We start from the raw sequence: 25,896 nt of genomic DNA on the forward strand, positions 1-25,896 counted from the left end.
GGTCAGGGGACGAGCGGCTCGGGAACGGGCTCGGCGGCGACGGCCGGTGCATCCGTGATCGCCGCGACGTCGGCTGCGAGGCGATCGGCGAGATACGCGTGCCCCGCTGTCGATGGGTGGTCGCGCCCCGTGGCACTGGTGTCGATGACGTCGCTGTAGTTGGCGTCGGTGATCCAGCCCTCGGCGATGGGGGAGAGGTACCACCAGCCCCGGGCGCCGGCGAGCTCGGCGAGATCCCGGTCGATGCGGGCCGTCTCACTCTCGACCGGGAGCACCTGCGGTGCGGGGCCCAGCACGACGATGCGCGCTTCGGGGTAGGTCGCCGCGAGATCGTCCCACGCCGCGTTCACGGCGTCGCGGTACCCGGCGGCACCTTGCTTGCGGTCGTTGATCGACCCCTGGATGATCACGAGGTCGGGATCGAGTGCGGGGTCGAGCGCGGCGATTCGGTCGCCGAACGCGGGACCGTCGATGCCCGGCTTGAGGTAGCCGCTGCCGCGGACGCCGTCGACGATCGTCGTCCACCCGGTTCGCTGGGCGACGACATAGGCGTATCCGAGGGTCGGATCGGATGCCGCGGAGCCGTAGGTCCACGAGTCGCCGAAGATCAGAACGCGAGCCCCCGTGGGAAGCGCGAGCGGCGGCGCCTCGATCCTCGCGACCGCGCCGGGTCCGGCCGCCACCGGTGCCGCCGTGGGAGCCGCCCAGGGCCGCAGGAATGCCGTCAGCGCCACCGCGACGACGGCGGCCGAGATCGCCGAGACAGCCCACACGGTTCTGCGGCGGGGGCGGGCGTTTCGGGTTCGCACACGCTGAGGGTACGTCATCGGATGGGGTGCCGGGACGCCTGCGTGGCAAGACCGCGCGGCCCGAGGCCTGACCCCTCAGGCGCGGACGGCGGCGACGGCTTCGATCTCGACGAGCTGATCGTCGTAGCCGAGCACCGTCACGCCCATCAGCGTGCTGGGCACGTCGTGGTCTCCGAAGGCGTCGCGCACCACCTCCCAGGCGGTGACGAGGTCGGCCTGCGAGCTCGACGCGACGAGCACACGCGTGCTGATGACGTTCTCGATCCCCGCGCCGGCGGCCGCCAGGGCGACCTTCATGTTCTCGATGCAGGATGCCGCCTGGGCGGCGTAGTCGCCGACGCCGACCGTCGACCCGTCGGCGGCGAGCGGGCACGAACCGGCCAGGAAGATGAGGCGCGCGTCGGCGGGCGCGGTGGCCGCGTACGCGTACTCAGCGGCATCCGACAGGGATGACGCGCGGATGAGGGTGACGGTCTTCGACATGAGGGCTCCTCGTTTCATGGCCGACCACCAGCCTCTCATCGCGGCCGATCCGATCACCGCCGGGAGCGGCCCGACGGCGCTTCGCTGCGTGCGAGGATTACCCGGTGCAGCGCATCCTGACGGCCGAACTCGACCTCCAGCTGACCGGTCCCGTCGACGTCATCCTGCAGATCGCCGCGTCGCGCGCGGCGTCTTTCCGCAACGAAGAACTGAGCGTCACGCTCGCCGGCCGCTCGCTGTCCGTCTCCGAGATCGTCGACCCGCCCGCGTCTCCCGCGGGCACGCGCATCCATCGCCTCGCGGGAGAAGCGGGCACGATCTCGGTTCGGTACCGCGCTGTCGTCGACGGCTCCGCCGCCCCGGCGCCGACGAGCGAGCTCGAGACCATCGCGTACCTGCGGCCGAGTCGCTACGCGCAGTCCGACGAGGTGTTCGCGCACGCGCGTCGGCAGTTCCGGGGCCTGCAGGGCCGCGAACTCGTCTCGGCCATCAGCGACTTCGTGGCCTCGAACACGACCTACGCGCCGGGTCTCAGCCTCGGCACCGACTCCGCGGTCACGACCCTCGCGACCGGACAGGGGGTGTGCCGCGACTACGCCCACCTCGTCATCGCGCTGCTGCGCGCGATGGACGTTCCCGCGCGCTATGCCGCCTGCTACGCGCCGGGGCTTCGCCCGATGGATTTCCACGCCGTCGCCGAGGCGTACGTCGACGGCGCCTGGCACGTCATCGACGCGACTCGGCTGTCGAACCGCCGCGGGCTCGTCCGGATCGCGACCGGCCGGGATGCCGCCGACTGCGCGTTCCTCAGCTACTACGGCGGCAACGTCGCGCTCACGCATCTGCGGGTCGATGCCGAGGTCGCCGGGGGAGACGCCGCCGTCGACGATCCCGCCCGAGACGATCACGAGGCTTTCATCACCCTCGCGTGATGCCGTCCGCGAGACGTTCAGCATCGGGCCCGTGGCCGCCCGCCTAGAATCGGAGGGCTATGAATCCCGATGCTCTTGCCGAAGCCCTCCTGTCCGTCGTCGCCCCGCTCGCCGAGGCGCGACGCCCCGGCTCGAGCGATGGTCTCACCGCCGCCGACTTCGTGTTCGAGCGCCCCAAGAACCGGGACCACGGCGACTGGGCGTCCAACGCGGCGATGAAGCTGGCCAAGCGTGTCGGTGCGAACCCGCGTGAGTTCGCCGCCGAGATCGCCGCGGCGCTCGCCGAGACGCCGGGGGTGGCATCCGTCGAGGTCGCCGGCCCCGGGTTCATCAACATTCGCCTGGATGCCGCCGCCGCCGGCGCGCTCGCCCGCGAGATCGTCGAGGCGGGGGCCGCGTTCGGCCGCAACGACAGCCAGGCCGGCAACTCGATCAATCTCGAGTTCGTGAGCGCGAACCCCACCGGTCCGATGCACATCGGGCACACGCGCTGGGCGGCGCTCGGCGACGCGATCGCCCGTCTCCTGCTCGCCAGTGGGGCCGAGCTCGTCCGCGAGTTCTACATCAACGACGCGGGAGCGCAGATGCAGCGGTTCGGCCGCTCCGTGCTCGCGAGCGCCAAGGGAGAGCCCACGCCCGAGGACGGCTACCCCGGCGCGTACATCGACGACCTCGCCCAGCGGGTGCTGTCGGCGCGCCCGGATCTGCTGACCCTCGCCCTCGAGGAGCAGGAGCAGGTCGCTCTCGACCTCGGCTACGAGCTCCAGATGGCCGACCTCAAGGACTCGCTCGAGAAGTTCAACGTGCACTTCGACGTGTTCTTCAGCGAGCGGCTGCTGCACGCGACCCCCGCCGACGGTGGACCGAGTCTCGTCGACCAGGCCGTGGACCGGCTGCGTGCGCAGGGACACGTCTTCGATCAGGACGACGCCGTCTGGGTGCGGACGACCGACTTCGGTGACGACAAGGACCGCGTCATCCGTCGTTCCAACGGCGAGTACACCTACTTCGCCGCCGATGCCGCCTACTACCTGAACAAGGGCGACCGCGGTTTCGCGCACAAGATCTACCTGCTGGGCGCTGATCACCACGGCTACGTCCACCGTTTGAAGGCCCTCGCAGGCGCGGCCGGTGACGACCCCGAGAAGGACATCGAGGTGCTGATCGGCCAGCTCGTCTCGGTCAACGGTGCGCGTCTGTCCAAGCGTGCGGGCAACATCATCGAGCTCGACGACCTGCGCGACTGGCTCGGCACCGACGCGCTGCGCTACTCGCTCGCGCGTTACCCCGCCGACTCGCCGCTGACCCTCGATCCCGAGATCCTGCAGAAGCGCACGAACGACAACCCCGTGTTCTACGTGCAGTACGCGCACGCCCGCACGCACAACGTCGCGCGCAACGCCGCCGACTCCGGGGTCACCCGCGATGCGTTCGCCCCGGAGCTGCTCGACCACGAGACCGAGTCGGCTCTCCTCGGCGCGCTCCAGGAGTTCCCGCGCGTCGTGGCGTTCGCTGCCGAGCTGCGCGAGCCGCACCGGGTCGCCCGGTACCTCGAGGAGCTCGCGAGCCTCTACCACCGCTGGTACGACACCTGCCGTGTCACGCCGCTCGGAGACGAAGAGGTCACCGACCTCCACCGCACTCGCCTCTGGCTCAACGACGCCACCGGGCAGGTGCTGCGCAACGGGCTCGACCTCTTGGGTGTCAGCGCCCCCGAACGGATGTGACCGACGTGAGCGGTGCCACTCAGCCCACCCTTCCGCTGCCCGAGGCTGTCGCCGTGCCGCCGAAGCGACGGCGGCGGGCGCTGCCGTGGATCATCGCTCTCGTCGTGGTCGTCGGCCTTGCGATCGCCGCGTGGTTCGTCGCTGAGAGCATCACGCGCAGCATCCTCACGAATACCGTGCGCGAGCAGGTGATCACCCGGCTCGCACTGCCCGAGGACCGGCAGATCGACGTCGGCTTCGACGAGCCGGTGCTGCCCCAGGTCATCGGGGGCCGGCTCGACCGTCTCGATGTGGCGAGCGACGGGATCCCGCTCGGCGACGTCGTGGCCGACGTGTCGGTGCGCGCGACCGATGTTCCCATTCGAGCCGACGGAGGCGACATCGGATCGGCGGAGGCGACGGTGGTCTTCGCGGAGGACCAGCTCGAGACCCTGCTATCGCAGGTCTCCGGCGACTCAGGTGCGGGGGTCACGCTGGATCCGCCGAACGTGACGGTCGACGTCGAGATGCCGCTGTTCGCCCTCTCGGTTCCGCTCGGGCTCGACCTGACGCCGAGCGCTGCAGACGGTGACATCGTCCTGACGCCCACTGCTGTCCGGCTCGGTGGCGCGGCGCTGACCGGCGACGATCTCCGCCAGCGATTCGGCTCGGCCGCCGACGGCGTGCTGCGCGACTACCCGATCTGCATCCGCGATCGCCTTCCCGCCGGGCTGACGCTGCGCGAGGTGCGCGTGGAACCCGGCGCGCTGGTGGCCGAGGTCGATGTCGACGGAGCGATCATCCGCGATCCGGCGCTTCAGGCCGACGGCACCTGCGCCTGAGCCGGCCGCCCCACCCGGACGCCTGCCCCGGCTCAGTGGCCGTGAGCGAGGAGAAGCGCGACGGCGACCGCCGCGACCAGCCCGAGCAGCAGCGCGGATGCGACCAGGCGCTGCAGCGCGGTCAGGCCCGTGCGCGCACTGGCGAGCAGCACGACACCGACCAGCACCGCCGCGTCGGCGATGATCCCGATGATCAGCGCCGTGTCGAGGTCGATGAGGTCGAGCAGGGCGAGCAGCAGCGCGAGCAGCGGGAGCGACGCGGTTCCGAGGGCGACCACGGCCGTGCGCGCCATGACCGCCAGCTCTCGTGCGCTCGGGAACTGGCGATGCCCGATCTGATGGGCGATGACTTCGGCGACGAAGCCGGCGGCCGCGATTGCGAAGATGCCGACCGCGAGGGCGAAGATCGACTCGGTGACCGTGACGTGCTCGGCCGTGAGGAGTCCCGCCAGGATCGCCAGCCCGGTCACCGTCGCATAGATGCGTTCCTTCAGCGCACCGATACGCTCGTCGAGTCCGGCCGGTTCGCGCGTTCCATTGCCCATCATCGCCTCCTGCGCCAGGCTACAAGCGTGGAGTGCTCATGACAGCGGATGCCGGCGGTCCGCCTCTTCTCGTCGTCTCGGATGCGGCCGCGTGGCGAGCCTGGCTCGACGCGCACGAGTCCGACTCCGACGGCGTGCGGCTGGTGCTCGCAAAGAAGAACGTGACGGAGCCGACGTCGCTGACGTACGCCGAGGCGCTCGACGAGGCGCTCTGCAGCGGCTGGATCGACGGCCGGCGGAACTCCCGAGACGACTCCACCTTCCTGCAGCTCTTCACGCCGCGCCGCGCCCGTTCGATCTGGTCGCTCCGCAATGTGGGGATCATCGAGCGGCTGGTCGCGGAGGGGCGCATGCGTCCCCGCGGCCGGATGGAGGTCGAGCGTGCGCAGGCCGACGGGCGCTGGGAACGCGCTTACGCAGGCCAGGCCGGGGCCGCGGTGCCGGCTGACCTCGAGGCTGTGCTCGCGGCGTCGCCCGCGGCATCCCGCCGGTTCGCCGCGCTCCGCGCCGCCGAGCGGTACTCCGTCCTGCATCCTGTCCTGAGCGCGCCGTCGGATGCTGCGCGGGCGGCGCGGATCCGCCGGGCCGTCGCCCGGCTCGCGGAAGAGGACGCGCCCTCGTCGCTCTCGTGAGCGGGCTCACGGCCGCGTCTGTCGCGGGCGGTCACACCGGCGGAGCCCGCGCGGCGGGTGTCCTAGACTGGCGGCACCGTCGCGGCCCCGTCTGCCGGACGGTCAGCGTCTCTCCCGATTGGTGTTCCCGTGTCCGCGTCCGACGTCCGCCCTGCCGTACCGGAATGGCTGCTCCCTCCCGCTGACGTCAACGAGCTGGTCGAAGCCGTCTGGCCGCCCCGCGCCGAGCGCGACGACCTCGGTGCGCTGTCCGTCGGCGGCATCGCGACCACCGACCTCGCCGCTCAGTTCGGCACGCCGCTCTACGTGCTCGACCAGGATGCCGTCGTGGCGCAGGCGCGTCGCGTCCGTCAGGCATTCGACGCCGCCGCCGCACGCCACGGCACGAGCGCTCGGGTGTACTACGCCGGCAAGGCGTTCTTGAGCACCGAGATCGTGCGATGGGTGACGGCGGAAGGGCTCGCGGTCGACGTCGCGACCGGCGGTGAGCTCGCCGTCACCCTGGCTGCGGGAGCGGATCCGGCGCGCATCGGACTGCACGGCAACAACAAGTCGCGCCTCGAGCTCGCGCGCGCCGTCGAACTCGGAGTCGGTTCCGTCATCGTCGACAGCCTCGTCGAGATCGACCGGCTCGCCGAGATCGCCGCCGCACGCGAGGCGGTCCAGCCCGTGCTGGTCCGGGTCAACAGCGGCGTGCACGCCGAGACCCACGACTTCCTCGCGACGGCCCACGAGGACCAGAAGTTCGGCTTCGCGCTCACGGATGCCGAGGCCGTGGTCGCTCGCATCCGCGAGCTGCCCTCGCTGCGTTTCCTCGGGCTCCACTGCCACATCGGATCGCAGATCTTCGGTACGGCGGGCTTCGCCGAGTCGGCGTCACGGCTCGTGGCCGTCCACGCCCGCCTTCTCGGCGGCGGCGAGGTTCCGGTGCTCAATCTCGGCGGCGGCTTCGGCATCGCCTATACGAGCGTCGACGACCCGACCCCGATCGAAGAGCTGGCCGACGGCATCGTCGCGGCCGTCGCTCGCGAGTGCGAGGCCCACGGCATCCCGCTGCCGATGCTCGCCTTCGAGCCCGGTCGGGCCATCGTCGGCCGCGCCGGGGTGACCCTGTACGAGGTCGGCACCACCAAGCCGGTCCGCGTCAGCGACGAGCTCGAGCGCCTGTACGTCAGCGTCGACGGCGGCATGAGCGACAACGCACGGCCCGCCCTGTACGGCGCGGCCTATTCGGCACGAGTCGCGAACCGTCGCAGCGACGCGCCCGCCGCGCTCTCGCGTGTCGTGGGTCGGCACTGCGAATCGGGCGACATCGTCGTCGACGCCGAATACCTGCCCGCCGACGTCACTCCGGGCGATCTGCTGGCTGTCCCGGCGACGGGTGCCTACTGCTACTCGCTCGCCAGCAACTACAACTACGTCCCGCGCCCGCCCGTCGTCGCCGTCTCGAACGGCGTAGCCCGGGTGATCGTCCGCGGCGAGACGATCGACGACCTGCTCGCCCGCGACGCGGGCATCCCCACAGAAGGAGCCGAATGACGGACTACCGCCGCCTGCGCGTGGCCCTGCTCGGAGCCGGCGCCGTCGGCTCGCAGGTCGCCGCGCTGTTGCTCAAGCATGGAGACGAACTGGCCGATCGCGCCGGAGCCGCCCTCGACCTCGTCGGTATCTCGGTGCGCGACATCGACGCGCCGCGAGACGTCGAGCTGCCGCGCGAGCTGCTGACCACCGATCCCGAACCGCTCCTCGTCGGCTCCGACATCGTCATCGAGCTGATGGGCGGGATCGAGCCCGCGCGCACGAGCATCCTGAAGGCCATCGGCGCCGGAGCCGACATCGTCACGGCGAACAAGGCGCTGCTCGCCACGCACGGACCCGAGCTGTTCGAAGCGGCCGACCAGGTGGGCGCGTCGATCTACTACGAGGCTGCGGCCGCCGGCGCCATCCCGATCATCCGCCCGCTGCGCGACTCGCTCGCCGGCGACCGGGTGCAGCGCATCATGGGCATCGTCAACGGAACGACGAACTACATCCTCGATCGCATGGACCGCGAGGGATCGGACTTCGCCGACGTCTTGGCCGACGCGCAGGCGCTCGGGTACGCCGAGGCCGACCCGACCGCCGACGTCGAGGGGTACGACGCTGCCCAGAAGGCCGCGATCCTCGCGTCGCTCGCCTTCCACACCGCCGTGCCGCTGAATGCGGTGCACCGCGAGGGCATCACCCAGATCGACGCCGACATGATGGATGCCGCGCGCAAGGCCGGCTTCGTCATCAAGCTCCTCGCCGTGTGCGAGCGCCTCGCCGATGCCGAGGTGTCGCCGTCGGGCGAGACGATCTCGGTGCGCGTCTACCCCGCGCTCGTGCCTCGCGAGCACCCGCTCGCGAGCGTGCACGGAGCCAACAACGCCGTGTTCGTCCAGGCGGAGGCCGCGGGCGACCTCATGTTCTACGGCGCGGGCGCGGGCGGGGTGCAGACCGCGTCGGCTGTGCTGGGCGACGTTGTATCGGCGGCCCGCCGCCACATCGCCGGCGGTGTGGGCGTGGGGGAGTCGACGCGGGCGAACCTGCCGGTCGTCCCGATCGGTCACGTCACCACGCGCTACCAGATCACCCTCGAGGTCGACGACCGCTCGGGCGTCCTCGCCGCGGTGGCGGGGCTGCTCAGCGACGGCAACGTCTCGGTGGCGACGCTCGAGCAGACGATCGTCGCCGACGGCGACGTGCAGACGGCCCGCCTGGTCATCGGCACGCACACCGCCCGCGAGCAGGACCTCAGCGACGCTGTCGCCTCGCTCGGCGAGAGCGGCGTCGTCAAGCGCGTCGTCTCGGTGCTCCGGGTCGAGGGAGACTGACATGGCATACGTGTGGCAGGGGGTCCTGCGCGAGTTCGCCGACCGTCTCGACGTCACCGAATCGTCGACGATCGTGACGCTCGGCGAGGGCGGTACGCCGCTGGTGCCCGCTCGCGAGCTCTCGCGGCGCACCGGCGCCGACGTCTGGGTGAAGTTCGAGGGCATGAACCCGACGGGGTCGTTCAAGGACCGCGGGATGACGGTCGCGCTCTCGCGCGCCGTCGAGCGCGGGGCGAAGGCCGTCATCTGCGCCTCGACGGGCAACACGTCGGCCTCTGCTGCGGCCTACGCCGCCCACGCCGGAATCACAGCTGCCGTCCTCGTCCCGGAGGGCAAAATCGCGATGGGCAAGCTGAGTCAGGCGGTCGCGCACGGCGGCCGTCTCATCCAGATCCGCGGCAACTTCGACGATTGCCTCGAGATCGCGCGCGAACTGGCCGACCACTATCCGGTGCACCTGGTCAACTCCGTCAATCCCGATCGCATCGACGGGCAGAAGACCGCGGCGTACGAGATCGTGTCGCAGCTGGGCGACGCGCCGGACTTCCACTTCGTGCCCGTCGGCAACGCCGGCAACTACACGGCCCATGCTCGCGGCTACCGCGAGGAGGCGGCCCGCGGGGCGGCGACGCGCGTTCCGCGGATGTTCGGCTTCCAGGCCGCCGGATCGGCGCCGCTCGTCCGCGGCGAGGTCGTGAGAGACCCCGACACCATCGCGACCGCGATCCGCATCGGCAACCCGGCCTCGTGGCACCTCGCCCTCGAGGCCCGTGACGCGACGCAGGGCTGGTTCGGCGCCATCGACGACGACCGCATCCTCGCGGCGCAGAAGCTTCTCGCGAGCACGGCCGGTGTGTTCGTCGAACCCGCGTCCGCGATCACCGTCGCCGGCCTGCTCGACCGGGCCGAGGCGGGCGTCATCCCCGCGGGCTCGACCGTCGTGCTGACCGTCACCGGTCACGGCCTGAAGGACCCGCAGTGGGCCCTCCGCAACGCGGACGGCACTCAGGCCGAGCCGATCGTCGTCGACGCGGCGACGTCGGAAGTGGCATCCGTGCTCGATCTCGCGCCGGAGGCGACGGCATGACCCGCTCGGTTCAGGTGCGTGTTCCCGCGACCAGCGCCAACCTCGGTCCCGGCTTCGACACCCTGGGTCTCGCGCTCAGCGTCTACGACGAACTCATCGTCACGGAGCTGCCGGCACCCGGCCTCGAGATCACCGTCTCCGGCGAGGGAGCCGCCGACGTCCCGACGGACGCCTCGCACCTCGTCGTGCGGGCGATGGCCTACGCGTACGAGGCGTTCGGGCGGACGATGCCCGGCGTGCGCCTCGAAGCGGTCAACGCGATCCCGCACGGGCGGGGGATGGGCTCGTCGGGCGCCGCAGTCGTATCGGGACTCCTCGCGGCGAAGGGCCTCCTCGCGGGCGACGTGGAGATCGGTGCCGACGCGCTGCTGCGCCTCGCGACAGAGCTCGAGGGCCACCCGGACAACGTCGCGCCGGCCCTGTTCGGCGGCCTCACGATCGCCTGGGTCGACGAGCACGGCCCGCAGCACAAGAAGCTGCTCGTCCACCGCGGCGTCGCGCCGCTGGTGTTCGTGCCCGACTTCACGATGTCGACCTCGGTGGCGCGGGGGTTCGACCCTCTGCAGGTCACGCGCGAAGACGCGATCTTCAATCTCTCGCGTTCGGCGCTGCTCGTCGCGGCTCTCACGCAGAGCCCTGACCTGCTGTTCGCGGCCACCGAGGACAAGCTCCATCAGTCGTACCGCGCCCAGGCGATGGTCGAGACCGACAAGCTCGTCCGGGCTCTGCGTGCCGAGGGGTTCGCGGCGGTCGTGTCGGGTGCCGGCCCCAGCGTCCTGGTCCTCGCCGACGGGCCGGGGCAGCGTCTTGCGGCCGCCGAGGTGGCCGCGCATACCACAGACACCCCGTGGGACGCGCGGATGCTGGCGGTCGATGTGCGCGGTGGTATGGTGAGGGACCATACGGAGGGTTCCACACCTTTGTGATCTGAGCCTCCGTCGCAATTCTGCGAATCACCGCGAACACCCCTGATCCATACCCCGTGCCGTCGGCCGGACGCGTGTGGCAGGTGGATGGCGCCCGCCGTGGACGGCGCTGGACGCGGTTCTGTCATATCCACCGTTTAAGAGGAGCACTCGTGGAGTCCAACTCCGAGAACCCGACGATCGACGAGACCGTCGACGCCCCAGCCGAAGAGGCGACCGAGCAGCAGGATGCCGTCGTCGAGACGCCCGCTGAGGAGGCCGCCCCCGTCGAAGACGCTGCCCCCGCTGAGGAGGCCGCCCCCGTCGAAGAGGCCGCCCCCGTCGAAGAGGCGCCCGTCGAGCAGGCGCCCGCCGAGGTGGCCGCCCCCGCCGAGGTGGCCGAGCCCGCTGAGGCGGCTGAGCCCGCCGAGAAGCCGGCGAAGGCGCCGCGCAAGCGAGCACCCCGTCGCGCGAAGAGCACGGATGCCGCGCCTGCGGCGGCCGCTGACGAGACCCCGGCCGCCGCCTCCGAGGCAGCAGCGGAGGAGCTCTCCGCCGCCACCGATGCGCCGGCCACCGCCGATGCTCCCGCAGCCGACGCCGTCGCCGCCGACGCGCAGCCGGCCGCGGATGAGAGCGCGTCTGACGCCACGGCCGAGGCCGTCGAGGCGGAGCCCGCGGAGGCGCCGAAGAAGCCGGCGCGAGGCCGTGGCCGCGGACGCAATGCCAAGAAGGAGGCCGAGGCCGAGGCTGAAGCCGCCCCCGCGGGCGATGCGGCCACCGAATCCGCTGACGCTCCGTCTGCGGAGGGTGCCGTCGACGCTCCCGCCGAGCAGGCGCCGGACGCCGACGCCTCCTCCGACGACTCGTCGAAGTCCGACTCCGGCGAGGGCGAAGCCGAGTCGACCGGCCGTTCGCGCAGCCGTTCGCGCAGCCGCAACCGCAACCGCAACAAGGACAACGCGCAGGGCAGCCAGGGCCAGGCCGGCCAGAACCAGGGCGGCAACCAGAACCAGGGTGGCAACGGCCAGGGCGGCAACAACAACGCCGCCGATGATGACGACGCCTCGGGACAGAACGGTCGGGGACGTCAGCGCAACAAGCGCCGCGGCCAGGGCAGCGGCGACGAGTTCGAGACCGAGATCAACGAGGACGACGTCCTCATCCCGATCGCCGGCGTGCTCGACGTTCTCGACAACTACGCCTTCGTGCGCACGACCGGCTACCTCCCCGGTACGCAGGATGTCTACGTCTCGCTCGGACAGGTGAAGAAGTACAACCTGCGCAAGGGTGACGCGGTCGTCGGCGCGATCAAGCAGCCGCGCGAGGGCGAGCAGTCGAGCCGTCAGAAGTACAACGCGCTGGTCAAGGTCGACTCGATCAACGGCCTGTCCGTCGAGGACGCCGCCGACCGGGTCGAGTTCGGCAAGCTGACGCCGCTGTACCCGCAGGAGCGTCTGCGCCTCGAGACCGGCCCCGAGAAGCTGACCCAGCGCATCATCGACCTCGTCGCTCCCATCGGCAAGGGCCAGCGCGGTCTCATCGTCGCACCGCCCAAGGCCGGCAAGACGATCGTGCTGCAGCAGATCGCCGGCGCGATCGCGCAGAACAACCCCGAGGTCCACCTCATGGTCGTGCTGGTCGACGAGCGGCCCGAAGAGGTCACCGACATGCAGCGCACGGTGAAGGGCGAGGTCATCGCCTCGACCTTCGACCGTCCCGCCGAGGACCACACGACCGTCGCCGAGCTCGCGATCGAGCGCGCCAAGCGTCTCGTCGAGCTCGGCCGCGACGTGGTCGTGCTGCTCGACTCGATCACGCGCCTCGGTCGCGCCTACAACCTGTCGGCCCCGACGTCGGGCCGCGTCCTGACCGGTGGTGTCGACGCTTCGGCGCTGTACCCGCCGAAGCGCTTCTTCGGTGCAGCGCGCAACATCGAGAACGGCGGCTCGCTCACGATTCTCGCGACGGCGCTGGTGGAGACCGGCTCCAAGATGGACGAGGTCATCTTCGAAGAGTTCAAGGGCACGGGCAACAGCGAGCTGCGCCTGTCGCGTCAGCTGGCCGACAAGCGCATCTTCCCCGCCGTCGACGTCAACGCCTCCTCGACGCGTCGTGAAGAGATGCTGCTCTCCTCCGACGAGGTCAAGATCACGTGGAAGCTGCGCCGTGCCCTCGCGGGTCTCGACCAGCAGCACGCGCTGGGCGTCATCCTCGACAAGCTCAAGGAGACGCAGTCCAACGTCGAGTTCCTCGTGCAGATGCAGAAGTCCATCCCGGCGCCGACCACGCACTCCGGCGGGCACGACAACAGCATCCGCTGATCGTGTTCGAGTCGGTCCGGGGGCTGCTCGACGAGCACCGCGCGGTTCAGGAGGAGCTCTCCGACCCCGCGGTGCACGCCGACGCTGCGCGCGCGAAGCGCGTGAACCGGCGGTACGCCGAGCTGTCGCGGATCGTCGCGGCCCACGACGCGTGGGTCGCGGCATCCGACGATCTCGCGGCGGCTCGCGAGCTCGCCCGCGAGGACGAGGCCTTCGCCGCGGAGGTGCCCGCGCTCGAGGAGGGGCTGCGCGAGGCGCAGGAGCGGCTTCGCCGTCTGCTCATCCCGCGCGATCCCGACGACGCCCGCGACGTCATCATGGAGATCAAGCAGGGCGAAGGGGGAGCGGAGTCCGCTCTCTTCGCCGCCGACCTGCTGCGGATGTACATGCAGTACGCCGCCTCGCGCGGATGGAAGACCGAGCTGCTCGAGCGCAACGAGTCCGACCTCGGCGGGTACAAGGACGTCCAGGTCGCCATCAAGGGCTCGTCGTCCGACCCGTCGCAGGGGGTGTGGGCCCACCTGAAGTACGAGGGCGGGGTGCACCGCGTGCAGCGTGTGCCCGCCACCGAGTCGCAGGGGCGCATCCACACCTCGACGACCGGCGTGCTCGTGTTCCCCGAGGTCGATGAGCCCGAAGAGATCACCATCGACCCGAACGACCTGAAGATCGACGTCTTCCGTTCGTCCGGCCCGGGCGGGCAGTCGGTCAACACGACCGACTCGGCCGTCCGCATCACCCACGTGCCGACGGGCATCGTCGTCTCGATGCAGAACGAGAAGAGCCAGCTGCAGAACCGCGAGGCCGGCATGCGCGTACTGCGCGCCCGGCTGCTCGCGAAGCAGCAGGAGGAACGGGATGCCGCGGCATCCGACGCCCGCCGCTCGCAGATCCGCGGGATGGACCGGTCCGAGCGCATCCGCACGTACAACTTCCCCGAGAACCGCATCGCCGATCATCGGACCGGGTACAAGGCCTACAACCTCGATCAGGTGATGGACGGCGCCCTCGCGCCGGTCATCGACAGCTGCATCGCCGCCGACGAAGAGGCCCGCCTCGCGGCTCTTGCCGACGACTGAGCCCCGCTCCCCCTCCCGCCAACAGGGCGGACAGGGGAGGGGGAGTCAGATGTGGTACTCGGGGGCGGTCAGGACGGCGCGGGTGTCCTCGCCCTCGCGGCGGGCACGCGGCCGGGCGGGGACGCCGACGAGCACCGAGTCGGCCGGGGCATCCTTCGTGACGACCGCATTGGCGCCGACGACGCTTCGGGCGCCGATCGTGATCGGACCGAGGATCTTCGCGCCGGCGCCGACGGCGACGCCGTCCTGGAGGGTGGGATGCCGCTTGCCGGCATGACGGGTGCGGCCGCCGAGGGTGACCCCGTGGTAGAGCATGACGTCGTCACCGATGACGGCGGTCTCGCCGATCACGACGCCCATGCCGTGGTCGATGAAGAACCGGCGGCCGATGCGCGCCCCCGGGTGGATCTCGATCCCCGTGAGCCAGCGGGTCAGCTGCGACCCGGCGCGCGCGAGGAAACGCGCGCGCCGGAGCCACAGCCGATGCGTGATGCGGTACGACCAGACCGCGTGCAGCCCCGGGTACAGCAGCGCGATCTCGAGGCCGCTGCGAGCCGCGGGGTCGCGGAGCTTCGCGGCGGCCAGGTCTTCGCGGATGCGTGCTCGGAGCGTTCCCATCAGTCTTCGCGCAGGTCCTCGAACAGCGGGGTCGAGAGGTAGCGCTCACCGAACGAGGGGATGATCACGACGATGTTCTTGCCCTCGGACTCGGGGCGTGCCGCGACCTGGAGCGCGGCCCAGACGGCGGCTCCCGACGAGATGCCGACGAGGATGCCCTCCTTCTGCGCCACCTCGCGCGCGACGCGGACAGCGTCGTCGAAGGTGACGTCCTGCACCTCGTCGATGACGCCCTGGTCGAGGATCGGCGGGATGAAGTTGGGCCCGATGCCCTGGATCTTGTGGGGGCCGGGCTTTCCCTCCGTCAGGAGGGGCGAGTCCTTCGGCTCGACCGCGACGACCTTCACATCGGCGACGCGCTCCTTGAGCACCTGGCCGACGCCGGTGATGGTGCCGCCCGTGCCGATGCCGGCGACGAAGTAGCCCACCTGGCCATCGGTGTCGCGAAGGATCTCCTCCGCGGTCGTGCGGCGGTGGATGTCGGGGTTGGCCTCGTTGGCGAACTGCTTCGCGAGGACGGCGCCCGGCGTCTCGGCGGCGATCTTCTCCGCCTCCGACACGGCGCCCTTCATGCCCAGCGACGGGTCGGTGAGCACGAGCTCGGCGCCGTAGGCCTTGAGCAGGAGGCGACGCTCCATCGACATGGAGGAAGGCATCGTGAGGATGACGCGGTAGCCCCGCGCCGCGCCGACCATCGCCAGGGCGATGCCGGTGTTGCCGCTCGTGCCCTCGACGATCGTGCCGCCGGGCTGCAGGGCACCGGCCTTCTCGGCCGCATCGACGATGGCGATGCCCAGACGGTCCTTGACGGATGACGCGGGGTTGTAGAACTCGAGCTTCGCGAGAACCGTGCCCGGCAGGCCCTCGCTGACGCGGTTCAACCGCACGAGAGGCGTGTTGCCGTACGCGGTGGTGATGTCGGGGTGGATGCCGTGAGTGACCGGGTCGGACATGTCTGCCTTTCGGGTTTTCGAGCGGATGCCGCGTCGCGGCGGGATCGTCGCCCCAGCCTATTGTCGCCCTTCGCCACGGGAGCCGAATGTGACGAATCCGCACTCGTGATTAGGCTTGTCGGCGCCATGAGCACCGCGCCCCTTCCCGCACCGACCCTGACCGAGGTCCTGCGTGCCGCGACCGCCGAGCTCGAGGCCGCCTTCGTCCCGACCCCGCAGGTCGACGCCGAGCTCCTCGCCGCACACGTCCTGGGAGTCGGCCGCGGCGAGCTGTCGGCCGCCGTCTTCCGCGGCGATGCGATCGGCGCCGAGGATGCCGCGCGACTGGCTGAACTGGTCGCGCGTCGCGCGTCGCGCGAGCCCCTGCAGCATCTGACCGGCGTCGCGCCGTTCCGCCACCTCGAGCTCCGCGTCGGCCCCGGTGTGTTCGTGCCGCGCCCCGAGACGGAGTCGGTCGCTCAGATCGCGATCGACCTGCTGCGCGCGGCGGCCGGCCCCGAGCCCGTCGCGGTCGACCTGGGCACCGGCTCGGGAGCGATCGCCCTCGCTCTGGCGACAGAGGTGCCGCACGCACGCGTCTACGCCGCCGAGAATTCCGTCGACGCGTTCATCTGGACGAAGGAGAACTTCGCCCTCGTCGGGGCTCCGAACGCCCGCCTCGCCTTCATCGACCTCGAGCGCGCGTTCCCGGAGCTCGACGGCACCGTCTCGGTGCTCGTGTCGAACCCGCCGTACGTGCCCGACGACGCGATCCCGCGCGATCCCGAAGTGCGGCTGTGGGACCCGCCGGCGGCGCTCTACGGCGGCGCGGACGGCCTGGACGTCGTGCGGACCCTGTCGCGCGTCGGGCTCCGCCTGGTGCACCCCGGGGGCAGCATCGTCATCGAGCATGGCGAGCTGCAGGGGGCCGCGATCCGCGGCATCCTGGCCTCCGACGGGTGGTCGGCGACCGCGACGCATCCCGACCTCACGATGCGCGACCGCACCACGACGGCCATCCGCTCCTGAGTGCGGCCGGGGTCCGCCGTACACTGGAGCGGTCATGTCTCCCGTTTTCGACTGCCGCGACGAGACCCAGGTCCTCCCCGGCATGCGCCAGGCGCGCCAGGCCATCGGTCGCGGCGATCTCATCGTCCTGCCCACCGACACCGTCTACGGTGTCGCCGCCGACGCCTTCAGCGCCTCGGCCGTCGCCAAGCTGCTCGCCGCGAAGGGACGGGGTCGTCAGTCGCCGCCCCCGGTGCTCGTCGCCGGCATCGCGACGATGCGCGCGCTCGTGGCCGAGGTCCCCGAGCCCGTCGAACGGCTCGTCGAGGCCTTCTGGCCGGGCGGCCTGACGATCGTCCTGCCGGCACAGCCGTCGCTGTCGTGGGATCTGGGGGAGACCCGCGGGACCGTCGCCGTGCGCATGCCCGCCGACAGGTTCGCCCTGGAGCTCCTGGAGGAGTGCGGGCCCTTGGCCGTCTCGAGTGCGAACCTCACCAAGATGAACGCCGCCGTCACGATCGACGACGCGGTGCGGATGCTGGGCGACAGCGTGTCGGTCTATCTCGACGGCGGCCCCGCGGCGACCGGCGTCGCATCGACGATCATCGACGCGACGCCCCTCGTCGGCCCCGACCCCGCCCCGGTGCGCGTGCTGCGTGACGGGGCGGTCACACGTGAGGCTCTGCGCGACGTCCTCGGCGACCTGCTCGAGCCCGACGTCGAGCCGGAGCATGCCGAGGCGGCGAATCGCACGCCCATGGAGTCGGGCTCGGCCGGTGTCACCGGCGGAGAGACCGCCGGCGGCAGCGTCGCGTGAGGCTCTACCTGGCCACCTTCGTGGTCACGGCCCTCGTCACCTTCGGGCTGACCTGGCTCGTGCTGAGGGTGAGTCTGCGCTACAAGCTCTATCCGGAGATCCGCGAGCGCGACGTCCACAAGACACCGACACCGAGGCTCGGCGGCGTCGGGATGTTCCTCGGCGCCACCGCCGTCATCCTGACTTCGTCGCAGATTCCCTTCTTCTCGATCTTCTGGGCCAGACCCGAGCCCATCTGGGCCATCCTGGCGGCGACCGCCCTCATCGTCGTCGTCGGCGTCGCCGACGACCTGTGGGACCTCGACTGGCTCATCAAGCTCGGCGCGCAGTTCGGCGCCGCAGCGATCGTGGTCGGGTTCGGGGGCGTGCAGATGTACACGATCCCGCTCGGCGGGCAGACTGTCGTCTCGAGCGCCGCGAGCTTCACGATCACGGTCTTCTCGATCGTCGTCGTGATGAACGCCGTCAACTTCATCGACGGTCTCGACGGCCTCGTGGCGGGCGTGGCACTGATCGCGAACGGGGTGTTCTTCACTTACACCTACCTGCTCGGTCGCGACTTCGGTGCGAGCAGCTACGCGAACCTCGCCTCCTTCCTCGCCGTGGTGCTGCTCGGGGTCTGCGCGGGCTTCCTGCCGCTGAACTGGAACCCTGCGAAGCTGTTCATGGGCGACTCCGGAGCGCTCATGATCGGGTTGCTCATGAGCTGCTCGGCCATCCTCGTCACGGGCACCCTCGTCCCGGCCACGGGTGACAACGACGTGTTCGGCCGCTCGCAGCTGCTGGGTGCGTTCATCCCCATCCTGCTGCCGGTCGTCGTGGTCCTCCTGCCGCTGCTCGACTTCGGGATGGCGGTCATCCGCCGCATGTCCCGGGGCAAGTCGCCGTTCTCGCCCGACCGCAAGCATCTCCATCACCGCATGCTCGACATGGGTCACAGCGACCGCGACGCCGTCCTGATCTTCTACGCCTGGACCACGGTCGTCAGCCTCTCGGTGCTGCTGATGTACATCGGCACGACCGCCGCCTGGCCGGGGGACTACCTCTTCGGCCTCGGCTTCCTCATCCTCGGCGTCGCCGCGTGCCTCGTCGTCACCCTGATCCCCGCTCGGTCCGCGCGGGATGCCTCACCCGTGGAGAACTCATGAATCAGAAGACCCTCTCGAGCACGCCGATCCTGCGTGCCGCGCTCACCTGGGGCCTCATCGTCGGTGCCGTCGTCGCTGTCGTCGCCGCCGTCGCGGGCGCGGTCGTCGCCGGACCCGAGGGTGCGTGGAGCGGAGTGATCGGTGCGGCGGTGGGAGTCATCTTCCCCGCACTCACCGCGCTCAGCATCCTGATCGCCAACCGGTGGTACGGGCAGGACACGTTCCTGCCGATCTACTTCGGCATCGTGATGGGCGGCTGGGTGGTCAAGTTCGCCCTCGTGCTCGTGGCGCTCCTGGTCATCAGCCGCATCGAGTGGATCGTGTCGCCGATGTTCTTCTTCGCCCTGGTGGCTGCGGCGATCGGCGCGATCACCGTCGATCTCGTCGTGATGGCGCGGATGCGACTGCCGCACGTATCGGACACGACGCTGCCGGAGACGAACCCCGAAGTCTGACGTCCAGGCATTCGGATGACGGGCAGTGCCCGGTTGTTTGATAGGCTGACACAGCACTTCACGGATGGTGGGCAGCGGCGACGCTGAGGCCCCGTGGAGATCTCTTCTCATACTTACCGAGCTGGTTCACGCTGGCACGAGAAGCTGGAGCCAACCCGTTGACTCAAGCGGCAATGATCGCCATGGCGGCCGACAACGAATTCCACCCGCCCTCCATCAGCGACTTCTTCCCTGAGGTCCTGCTCTTCGAAGGCACTCCGTTCGCGTTCACGCGGATCTCGATGGTGCAGTTGATCGCGACCGCGGTGCTGGTGCTCATCCTCGTGATCGGCGCACGGCGCATGACCGTCGTGCCGGGACGCTTCCAGAGCGTGCTCGAGCTGGGCTTCGGCTTCGTGCGCGAGCAGGTCGCCTATCAGGTCCTGGGCGAGAAGGACGGCAAGCGGTTCCTTCCGATCCTGACGTCGCTGTTCTTCGGGATCCTCTTCCTGAACCTCACGGGCATCATCCCGTTCCTCAACATCGCGGGCACCGCGGTCGCGGGCGCGCCGCTGATGTTCGCGCTGGTCGCATACGTCGTCTTCGTCTACGCCGGCCTCAAGAAGCACGGCCTCGGACGTTTCCTGAAGAACTCGCTCGTGCCGAGCGGTGTGCCGATCGTGATCGTGCCGCTGATCGCCCTGATCGAGCTCATCTCGATCTTCGTCGCGCGGCCCTTCTCGCTGTTCCTGCGACTGCTCGCCAACATGATGGTCGGCCACCTCATGCTCGTGCTGTTCTTCGCAGCCACCCAGTTCTTCCTGATGAGCTTCAACTGGTTCTCGATCCTGTCGGCCGGTACCCTCGCGATGGGTTTCGCCTTCACCCTGTTCGAGATCTTCGTTGCCGCCCTGCAGGCATACATCTTCACCATCCTGACCGCGGTCTACATCCAGCTCGCTGTCGCCGAAGAGCACTGACGATCAGCCACCCGGCTGCTCGCCCTACGAAAGGAAAAATCCAGTGGACGCTACGACGATCCTTGCCGCCGTCACCGGAAACATCGCAACCGTCGGCTACGGCCTCGCCGCCATCGGTCCGGCCATCGGCCTGGGCATCATGATCGGCAAGACCATCGAGTCGACGGCCCGTCAGCCCGAGCTCGCCGGTCGCCTCCAGGTGACGATGTTCATCGGTATCGGCCTCATCGAGATCCTCGCGCTGATCGGCATCGCCACGCCGTTCATCTTCAACGCGCTCTGATCCGCTCGTCATTCACCAAGAGGGAGGCATGATGGTCGACGCACTGCTCACCGTCGCCGCCGAAGAGGGCTCCGGCAACCCGCTGCTGCCCGCCTACTACGACATCATCTGGTCGGGCGTCTGCTTCGTCATCATCGTTCTCGTCGTCGTCTTCTACGCGCTGCCCCGTGTCACCACGGTGCTCGACGCGCGCAGCGCGGCCATCGAGGGCAACATCGCCAAGGCTGACGAGGCGCAGCGCAAGGCGGAGGCAGCGCTCGAGGAGTACACCGCTCAGCTGGCCGAGGCCCGCAAGGAGGCCGGTGAGATCCGCGACGCCGCTCGCGAGGACGGTCGCAAGATCGTCAGCGAGGCGAAGCAGAACGCATCGGCCGAGGCCGAGCGTCTCACCGCTGCCGCGCACACGCAGATCGAGGCCGAGCGCCAGGCTGCCGTCGTCTCGCTGCGCAGCGAGGTCGGCACGCTCGCTCTCGACCTGGCCGGCGGCGTCATCGGCGAGACCCTGTCCGACGACCAGAAGGCGCAGGCCGTCGTCGACCGCTTCCTCAGCGAGCTCGAGGCTTCTGAGAAGGCGTCGAACTGATGGGCAGCGCGACCACTCAGGCACTCGTCGCGACGACGGCGGCCATCGCCGAGACCCCCGGGCTCACGCTCGACGTGTCCGGTGAGCTGTTCGTCGCGGCGCGGGCTCTGGCGGACTCGCCGCAGCTGAGCGGCGCGCTGACGGACAACGCGGCTTCGCCGCAGGCTCGCGACAAGGTCGTCGGCGACGTGTTCGGTCCGGCCTTCGCGGCGCAGACCGTGTCGCTGCTGCGCACAGCCGTCGCGCAGCGCTGGTCCTCGGTCGACGACTTCGTCGACGCCGTCGAGGAACTGGCGATCCGCGCCGCAGCCGTCGCCGATCAGGGCGATCTCGAGAACGAGCTGTTCGGTGTGCTGCACACCGTGTCGGCGAGCCCCGAGCTCGAGCTCGCTCTCGGCAGCCGGCTGGGGGAGGCCTCGGCCAAGGGGGCTCTCATCGAGCGCCTTCTCGACGGGCGTTTCGGTTCCGCAACGCGTCTGATCGCTTCGTCGATCGTGCAGCGTCCGCGTGAGCGCCGTGTGCGGCAGCTGCTCGAGCGGGCGATCCGCATCGTCTCGGACCAGCGCGGCCGCGTCGTCGCGAGCATTCGCACGGCGACCGCTCTCAGCGATCAGCAGCGCGCCCGCCTCGCCGAGACCCTCTCGAACCGCTACGGCACGCCCGTCGCGCTCAACCTCGTCGTCGACCCCGCGGTCGTCGGGGGGCTGCGCATCGAGATCGGCGACGACGTGATCGACGCGACCGTCGCCTCTCGCCTCTCCGATCTCCGCCAGCGACTGGCGGGCTGACCCACCTCACCGCCCGCAGGGGCGCACCGGCCGGATGCATCCGGACCCTCAGACTCAGGACCGAAGGAACACCATGGCAGAACTGTCCATCAGCCCGGATGTCATCCGTGACGCGCTGAAAGACTTCGTCGCCGCGTACGAGCCCACCGGGGCCGCCGCGACCGAGGTCGGCACCGTCGTCGACGCGGCCGACGGCATCGCCCACGTCGAGGGTCTGCCCGGCGTTATGGCGAACGAGCTCGTCCGCTTCGAGAACGGCGTCGAGGGCCTCGCGCAGAACCTCGACGAGCACGAGATCGGTGTCGTCGTCCTCGGCGACTTCGCCGGTATCCAGGCGGGCCAGAAGGTCACGCGAACCGGTGAGGTGCTCTCGGTCGGAGTCGGCGAGGGCTACCTCGGCCGTGTCGTCGACCCGCTCGGCAACCCGATCGACGGTCTCGGCGAGATCGCCACGACCGGCCGTCGCGCACTCGAACTGCAGGCGCCCGGCGTCATGCAGCGCAAGTCGGTCCACGAGCCGATGCAGACCGGCATCAAGGCCATCGACGCCATGATCCCCGTCGGCCGCGGTCAGCGTCAGCTGATCATCGGCGACCGCCAGACCGGCAAGACGGCCATCGCGATCGACACGATCATCAACCAGAAGGCCAACTGGGAGTCGGGCGACGTCAACAAGCAGGTCCGCTGCATCTACGTCGCGATCGGCCAGAAGGGCTCGACCATCGCTTCGGTGAAGGGCGCGCTCGAGGACGCCGGTGCCATGGAGTACACGACGATCGTCGCGGCTCCCGCATCCGACCCCGCCGGCTTCAAGTACCTCGCTCCGTACACCGGCTCGGCCATCGGCCAGCACTGGATGTACGAGGGCAAGCACGTCCTGATCATCTTCGACGACCTGTCGAAGCAGGCCGAGGCCTACCGTGCGGTCTCGCTGCTGCTGCGCCGTCCGCCGGGCCGCGAGGCGTACCCCGGTGACGTCTTCTACCTGCACTCGCGTCTGCTCGAGCGTTGCGCGAAGCTCTCCGACGACCTGGGTGCCGGATCGATGACGGGTCTGCCCATCATCGAGACCAAGGCCAACGACGTCTCGGCGTACATCCCGACCAACGTGATCTCGATCACCGACGGCCAGATCTTCCTGCAGTCAGACCTGTTCAACGCCAACCAGCGTCCGGCGGTCGACGTGGGCATCTCGGTGTCGCGCGTCGGCGGTGACGCTCAGGTCAAGTCGATCAAGAAGGTCTCGGGAACGCTGAAGCTCGAGCTCGCTCAGTACCGCTCGCTCGAGGCGTTCGCGATGTTCGCGTCGGACCTCGACGCCGCGTCGCGTCGTCAGCTGGCTCGCGGTGCGCGTCTGACCGAGCTGCTCAAGCAGCCGCAGTACTCGCCGTACCCCGTCGAGGAGCAGGTCGTCTCGATCTGGGCCGGCACCAACGGCAAGCTCGACACGATCGAGGTCGAGGACGTCCTGACCTTCGAGCGCGAGCTGCTCGACTACCTCAAGCGCAACACGTCGATCCTCGACACGCTGCGTGAGACGAACGTGCTGGGCGATGACACCGTCGCCGAGCTCGAGAAGGTCGTCGACGAGTTCGTGCTCGAGTTCCAGGGCGGAAAGGGCCAGGCCATCAACAAGCCGGGCCACGAGGAGACCGCTGCCGCCGAGGCCGACGACGTGAACCAGGAGCAGATCGTCAAGGGCCGCCGCGGCTGACGCGGAGGACGACACACACTTATGGGCGCACAACTCCGGGTCTACAAGCAGAAGATCAGTTCTGCTCAGACGACCAAGAAGATCACGAAGGCGATGGAGCTCATCGCGGCTTCGCGCATTCAGAAGGCGATGGGACGCGTCCGCGCATCCTCTCCCTTCGCGCGAGCTGTGACGCGCGCCGTCTCCGCGGTGGCGACCCACTCCGACGTCGAGCACCCGCTGACGACCGAGCGCGAGACGATCCGTCGTTCCGCGGTCGTCATCTTCGCCTCCGACCGCGGCCTCGCCGGCGCGTTCAACTCGCAGATCCTCCGCGAGGGTCTCGAGCTGGCCGAGCTGCTGCGGTCGCAGGGCAAGGAAGTGGACTACTACCTCATCGGTCGCAAAGCCGTCGGGTACTTCCAGTTCCGCCGGATGCGGGCTGCGGGCGAGTGGACGGGTGACACCGACACGCCGCACTTCAGCACGGCCGAGCAGGTCGCCGGGGCTCTCCTCGACGCCTACGCTCAGGGCGGCGAAGACGGCGGCGTCGACGAGATCCACCTCGTGTACAACCGTTTCGTCAGCATGATGACGCAGACGCCTGAATCAGTCCGTCTGCTGCCCCTCGAAGTCGTCGAGGCCGATGCGGCGACGGCGGACCAGGCTCCGGTCTATCCGCTGTACGAGTTCGAGCCCGACCCCGAGACGGTGCTCGACGCGCTGCTGCCGGTGTACGTCCAGAGCCGCGTGTTCAACGCGCTTCTCCAGTCGTCCGCCGCTAAGCACGCCGCGACGCAGAAGGCGATGAAGTCGGCGAGCGACAACGCCGACAAGCTCATCACCGACTACACCCGCCTGCGCAACAACGCTCGCCAGGCCGAGATCACTCAGCAGATCGCCGAGATCGTCGGCGGCGCCGACGCTCTGGCGTCGGGCAAGTAAGACCAACCGAAAGAGACAGACATGACTACCGTCACTGCCGAAGCCACGTCGGTCGTCGGCCGCGTTGCGCGCGTCACCGGCCCCGTCGTCGACATCGAGTTCCCGCACGACTCGATCCCCGACATCTACAACGCGCTGAAGACCACGATCACGATCGGCGGCGAGTCGACCGAGATCACCCTCGAGGTCGCTCAGCACCTCGGCGACGACCTCGTTCGCGCCATCTCGCTGAAGCCGACCGACGGCATGGTCCGCGGCCAGGAGGTGCGCGACACCGGCGGCCCCATCACGGTCCCCGTCGGCGACGTCACCAAGGGCAAGGTCTTCAACGTCACGGGCGACGTTCTCAACGCCGCCGAGGGCGAGACCGTCGAGGTCACCGAGCGCTGGGGCATCCACCGCCAGGCGCCGAGCTTCGACCAGCTCGAGTCGAAGACCCAGATGTTCGAGACGGGCATCAAGGTCATCGACCTCCTCACCCCGTACGTCCAGGGTGGAAAGATCGGCCTCTTCGGTGGTGCCGGCGTCGGCAAGACCGTCCTCATCCAGGAGATGATCCAGCGCGTCGCGCAGGACCACGGTGGTGTGTCGGTGTTCGCCGGTGTCGGTGAGCGCACCCGTGAGGGCAATGACCTCATCCACGAGATGGAGGAGGCGGGCGTCTTCGACAAGACCGCCCTCGTCTTCGGCCAGATGGACGAGCCGCCGGGGACGCGTCTGCGCGTCGCCCTGTCGGCCCTGACGATGGCGGAGTACTTCCGCGACGTGCAGAAGCAGGACGTGCTGCTCTTCATCGACAACATCTTCCGCTTCACGCAGGCCGGTTCCGAGGTCTCGACGCTGCTGGGCCGTATGCCCTCGGCCGTGGGCTACCAGCCCAACCTCGCCGACGAGATGGGTGTGCTCCAGGAGCGCATCACCTCGACGCGCGGTCACTCGATCACCTCGCTGCAGGCGATCTACGTCCCCGCCGACGACTACACCGACCCGGCCCCGGCGACGACCTTCGCGCACCTCGACGCCACGACCGAGCTCTCGCGCGAGATCGCGTCGAAGGGTCTGTACCCGGCCGTCGACCCGCTGAGCTCGACGAGCCGCATCCTCGACCCGCGCTACATCGGTGAGGACCACTACCGCGTGGCCACCGCCGTGAAGCAGATCCTGCAGAAGAACAAGGAGCTGCAGGAGATCATCGCGATCCTCGGTGTCGACGAGCTCTCCGAAGAGGACAAGATCGTCGTGTCGCGTGCACGCCGCATCCAGCAGTTCCTCTCGCAGAACACCTACATGGCGAAGAAGTTCACCGGTGTCGAGGGCTCCACGGTCCCGATCAAGGAGACCATCGAGTCGTTCGACGCGATCGTCAAGGGCGACTTCGACCACGTGGCCGAGCAGGCCTTCTTCAACGTCGGCGGTATCGGCGACGTCGAAGAGAAGTGGGCGAAGATCCAGAAGGAGAACAGCTGAC

Annotated in this window: 26 protein-coding genes; 21 read left to right on the forward strand and 5 right to left on the reverse strand. The window is 69.7% G+C overall.

Annotated features, from left to right (window positions below; genetic code table 11):
• Positions 1-2: 2 nt before the first annotated feature.
• Positions 3-809 carry an SGNH/GDSL hydrolase family protein gene (locus ABIC53_RS01805; protein ID WP_274178805.1) on the reverse strand — a complete coding sequence of 269 codons (807 nt, stop codon included), beginning with the start codon at positions 807-809 and terminating at the stop codon, positions 3-5.
• A gap of 75 nt (positions 810-884) precedes the next feature.
• A complete protein-coding gene (locus tag ABIC53_RS01810; protein WP_274178804.1) occupies positions 885-1,292 on the reverse strand; it encodes a RidA family protein in 408 nt (135 codons plus the stop codon).
• A 104-nt stretch (positions 1,293-1,396) separates the two neighbouring features.
• Between ABIC53_RS01810 and ABIC53_RS01815 the strand changes: the two genes are divergently transcribed.
• From ABIC53_RS01815 to ABIC53_RS01825, 3 genes are read left to right on the forward strand one after another with little or no spacing between them, the layout of a single operon-like run.
• Positions 1,397-2,224, forward strand: a complete 828-nt coding sequence (locus tag ABIC53_RS01815) for a transglutaminase-like domain-containing protein (protein ID WP_274178803.1) — start codon at positions 1,397-1,399, stop codon at positions 2,222-2,224.
• Between the two features lie 59 nt (positions 2,225-2,283).
• Entirely contained in the window at positions 2,284-3,951 is a 1,668-nt protein-coding gene (locus ABIC53_RS01820; RefSeq protein ID WP_323986172.1) for an arginine--tRNA ligase, read from the forward strand.
• A 5-nt stretch (positions 3,952-3,956) separates the two neighbouring features.
• Positions 3,957-4,772 (forward strand): LmeA family phospholipid-binding protein, encoded by an 816-nt coding sequence (locus tag ABIC53_RS01825; RefSeq protein ID WP_323986170.1) that lies wholly within the window; start codon positions 3,957-3,959, stop codon positions 4,770-4,772.
• 32 nt (positions 4,773-4,804) lie between these two features.
• Here the strand turns inward: ABIC53_RS01825 and ABIC53_RS01830 are convergent, their stop codons facing one another.
• Positions 4,805-5,320: a hypothetical protein gene (locus tag ABIC53_RS01830; RefSeq protein ID WP_269267742.1), complete on the reverse strand. Its 516-nt coding sequence runs from the start codon at positions 5,318-5,320 to the stop codon at positions 4,805-4,807.
• 35 nt (positions 5,321-5,355) lie between these two features.
• Here ABIC53_RS01830 and ABIC53_RS01835 point away from each other — a divergent pair, with 35 nt between their 5' ends.
• The 7 genes from ABIC53_RS01835 (at position 5,356) to prfA (ending at position 14,199) form a co-directional block, all read left to right on the forward strand.
• Positions 5,356-5,949 (forward strand): YdeI/OmpD-associated family protein, encoded by a 594-nt coding sequence (locus ABIC53_RS01835; RefSeq protein WP_323986169.1) that lies wholly within the window; start codon positions 5,356-5,358, stop codon positions 5,947-5,949.
• A gap of 129 nt (positions 5,950-6,078) precedes the next feature.
• Positions 6,079-7,488 (forward strand): diaminopimelate decarboxylase, encoded by a 1,410-nt coding sequence (lysA, locus tag ABIC53_RS01840; RefSeq protein ID WP_323986167.1) that lies wholly within the window; start codon positions 6,079-6,081, stop codon positions 7,486-7,488.
• Positions 7,485-8,804, forward strand: coding sequence for a homoserine dehydrogenase (locus tag ABIC53_RS01845; RefSeq protein ID WP_269267739.1), 1,320 nt, complete (start codon positions 7,485-7,487; stop codon positions 8,802-8,804). Before lysA ends, ABIC53_RS01845 begins: the two co-directional genes overlap by 4 nt.
• A 1-nt stretch (position 8,805) precedes the next feature.
• Positions 8,806-9,891, forward strand: coding sequence for a threonine synthase (gene thrC, locus ABIC53_RS01850; protein WP_323986165.1), 1,086 nt, complete (start codon positions 8,806-8,808; stop codon positions 9,889-9,891).
• Entirely contained in the window at positions 9,888-10,817 is a 930-nt protein-coding gene (thrB, locus tag ABIC53_RS01855; RefSeq protein ID WP_112617273.1) for a homoserine kinase, read from the forward strand. The genes thrC and thrB overlap by 4 nt, the downstream gene beginning before the upstream one ends.
• A 152-nt stretch (positions 10,818-10,969) precedes the next feature.
• Positions 10,970-13,120 carry a transcription termination factor Rho gene (gene rho / locus ABIC53_RS01860; RefSeq protein WP_354450114.1) on the forward strand — a complete coding sequence of 717 codons (2,151 nt, stop codon included), beginning with the start codon at positions 10,970-10,972 and terminating at the stop codon, positions 13,118-13,120.
• Between the two features lie 2 nt (positions 13,121-13,122).
• Positions 13,123-14,199: a peptide chain release factor 1 gene (gene prfA / locus ABIC53_RS01865; protein ID WP_112617271.1), complete on the forward strand. Its 1,077-nt coding sequence runs from the start codon at positions 13,123-13,125 to the stop codon at positions 14,197-14,199.
• Between the two features lie 45 nt (positions 14,200-14,244).
• Here the strand turns inward: prfA and epsC are convergent, their stop codons facing one another.
• Both epsC and cysK read right to left on the reverse strand, forming a co-directional pair.
• Positions 14,245-14,817 carry a serine O-acetyltransferase EpsC gene (gene epsC, locus ABIC53_RS01870; RefSeq protein WP_354450116.1) on the reverse strand — a complete coding sequence of 191 codons (573 nt, stop codon included), beginning with the start codon at positions 14,815-14,817 and terminating at the stop codon, positions 14,245-14,247.
• Positions 14,817-15,770, reverse strand: coding sequence for a cysteine synthase A (gene cysK / locus ABIC53_RS01875; protein WP_269267732.1), 954 nt, complete (start codon positions 15,768-15,770; stop codon positions 14,817-14,819). Before cysK ends, epsC begins: the two co-directional genes overlap by 1 nt.
• A gap of 126 nt (positions 15,771-15,896) precedes the next feature.
• Between cysK and prmC the strand changes: the two genes are divergently transcribed.
• The 11 genes from prmC (at position 15,897) to atpD (ending at position 25,895) form a co-directional block, all read left to right on the forward strand.
• Entirely contained in the window at positions 15,897-16,778 is an 882-nt protein-coding gene (gene prmC, locus ABIC53_RS01880; protein WP_323986157.1) for a peptide chain release factor N(5)-glutamine methyltransferase, read from the forward strand.
• Between the two features lie 34 nt (positions 16,779-16,812).
• Complete coding sequence (locus ABIC53_RS01885; protein WP_112617267.1) at positions 16,813-17,574, forward strand: L-threonylcarbamoyladenylate synthase; 762 nt, start codon at positions 16,813-16,815, stop codon at positions 17,572-17,574.
• On the forward strand, positions 17,571-18,722 hold the full coding sequence (locus ABIC53_RS01890) for an MraY family glycosyltransferase (protein WP_112617266.1): 1,152 nt from the start codon (positions 17,571-17,573) through the stop codon (positions 18,720-18,722). The genes ABIC53_RS01885 and ABIC53_RS01890 overlap by 4 nt, the downstream gene beginning before the upstream one ends.
• Positions 18,719-19,177, forward strand: coding sequence for a Cg1360 family ATP-synthase-associated protein (locus ABIC53_RS01895; protein WP_112617265.1), 459 nt, complete (start codon positions 18,719-18,721; stop codon positions 19,175-19,177). The genes ABIC53_RS01890 and ABIC53_RS01895 overlap by 4 nt, the downstream gene beginning before the upstream one ends.
• A 182-nt stretch (positions 19,178-19,359) precedes the next feature.
• Positions 19,360-20,136 (forward strand): F0F1 ATP synthase subunit A, encoded by a 777-nt coding sequence (atpB, locus tag ABIC53_RS01900; protein WP_309300110.1) that lies wholly within the window; start codon positions 19,360-19,362, stop codon positions 20,134-20,136.
• A 43-nt stretch (positions 20,137-20,179) separates the two neighbouring features.
• Entirely contained in the window at positions 20,180-20,419 is a 240-nt protein-coding gene (gene atpE / locus ABIC53_RS01905; protein ID WP_091502856.1) for a F0F1 ATP synthase subunit C, read from the forward strand.
• 31 nt (positions 20,420-20,450) lie between these two features.
• Entirely contained in the window at positions 20,451-21,002 is a 552-nt protein-coding gene (locus ABIC53_RS01910; RefSeq protein ID WP_112617572.1) for a F0F1 ATP synthase subunit B, read from the forward strand.
• Complete coding sequence (locus tag ABIC53_RS01915; RefSeq protein WP_354450120.1) at positions 21,002-21,790, forward strand: F0F1 ATP synthase subunit delta; 789 nt, start codon at positions 21,002-21,004, stop codon at positions 21,788-21,790. Before ABIC53_RS01910 ends, ABIC53_RS01915 begins: the two co-directional genes overlap by 1 nt.
• Before the next feature lie 73 nt (positions 21,791-21,863).
• Positions 21,864-23,504, forward strand: a complete 1,641-nt coding sequence (atpA, locus tag ABIC53_RS01920; protein ID WP_274178794.1) for a F0F1 ATP synthase subunit alpha — start codon at positions 21,864-21,866, stop codon at positions 23,502-23,504.
• Between the two features lie 21 nt (positions 23,505-23,525).
• Positions 23,526-24,428, forward strand: a complete 903-nt coding sequence (locus ABIC53_RS01925) for a F0F1 ATP synthase subunit gamma (protein WP_112617262.1) — start codon at positions 23,526-23,528, stop codon at positions 24,426-24,428.
• A 21-nt stretch (positions 24,429-24,449) separates the two neighbouring features.
• A complete protein-coding gene (gene atpD, locus ABIC53_RS01930; RefSeq protein WP_274178793.1) occupies positions 24,450-25,895 on the forward strand; it encodes a F0F1 ATP synthase subunit beta in 1,446 nt (481 codons plus the stop codon).
• The last annotated feature ends 1 nt before the right edge of the window (position 25,896 follow it).

This window comes from Microbacterium sp. 1262, from assembly GCF_040544895.1.
GTDB lineage: Bacteria > Actinomycetota > Actinomycetes > Actinomycetales > Microbacteriaceae > Microbacterium > Microbacterium plantarum.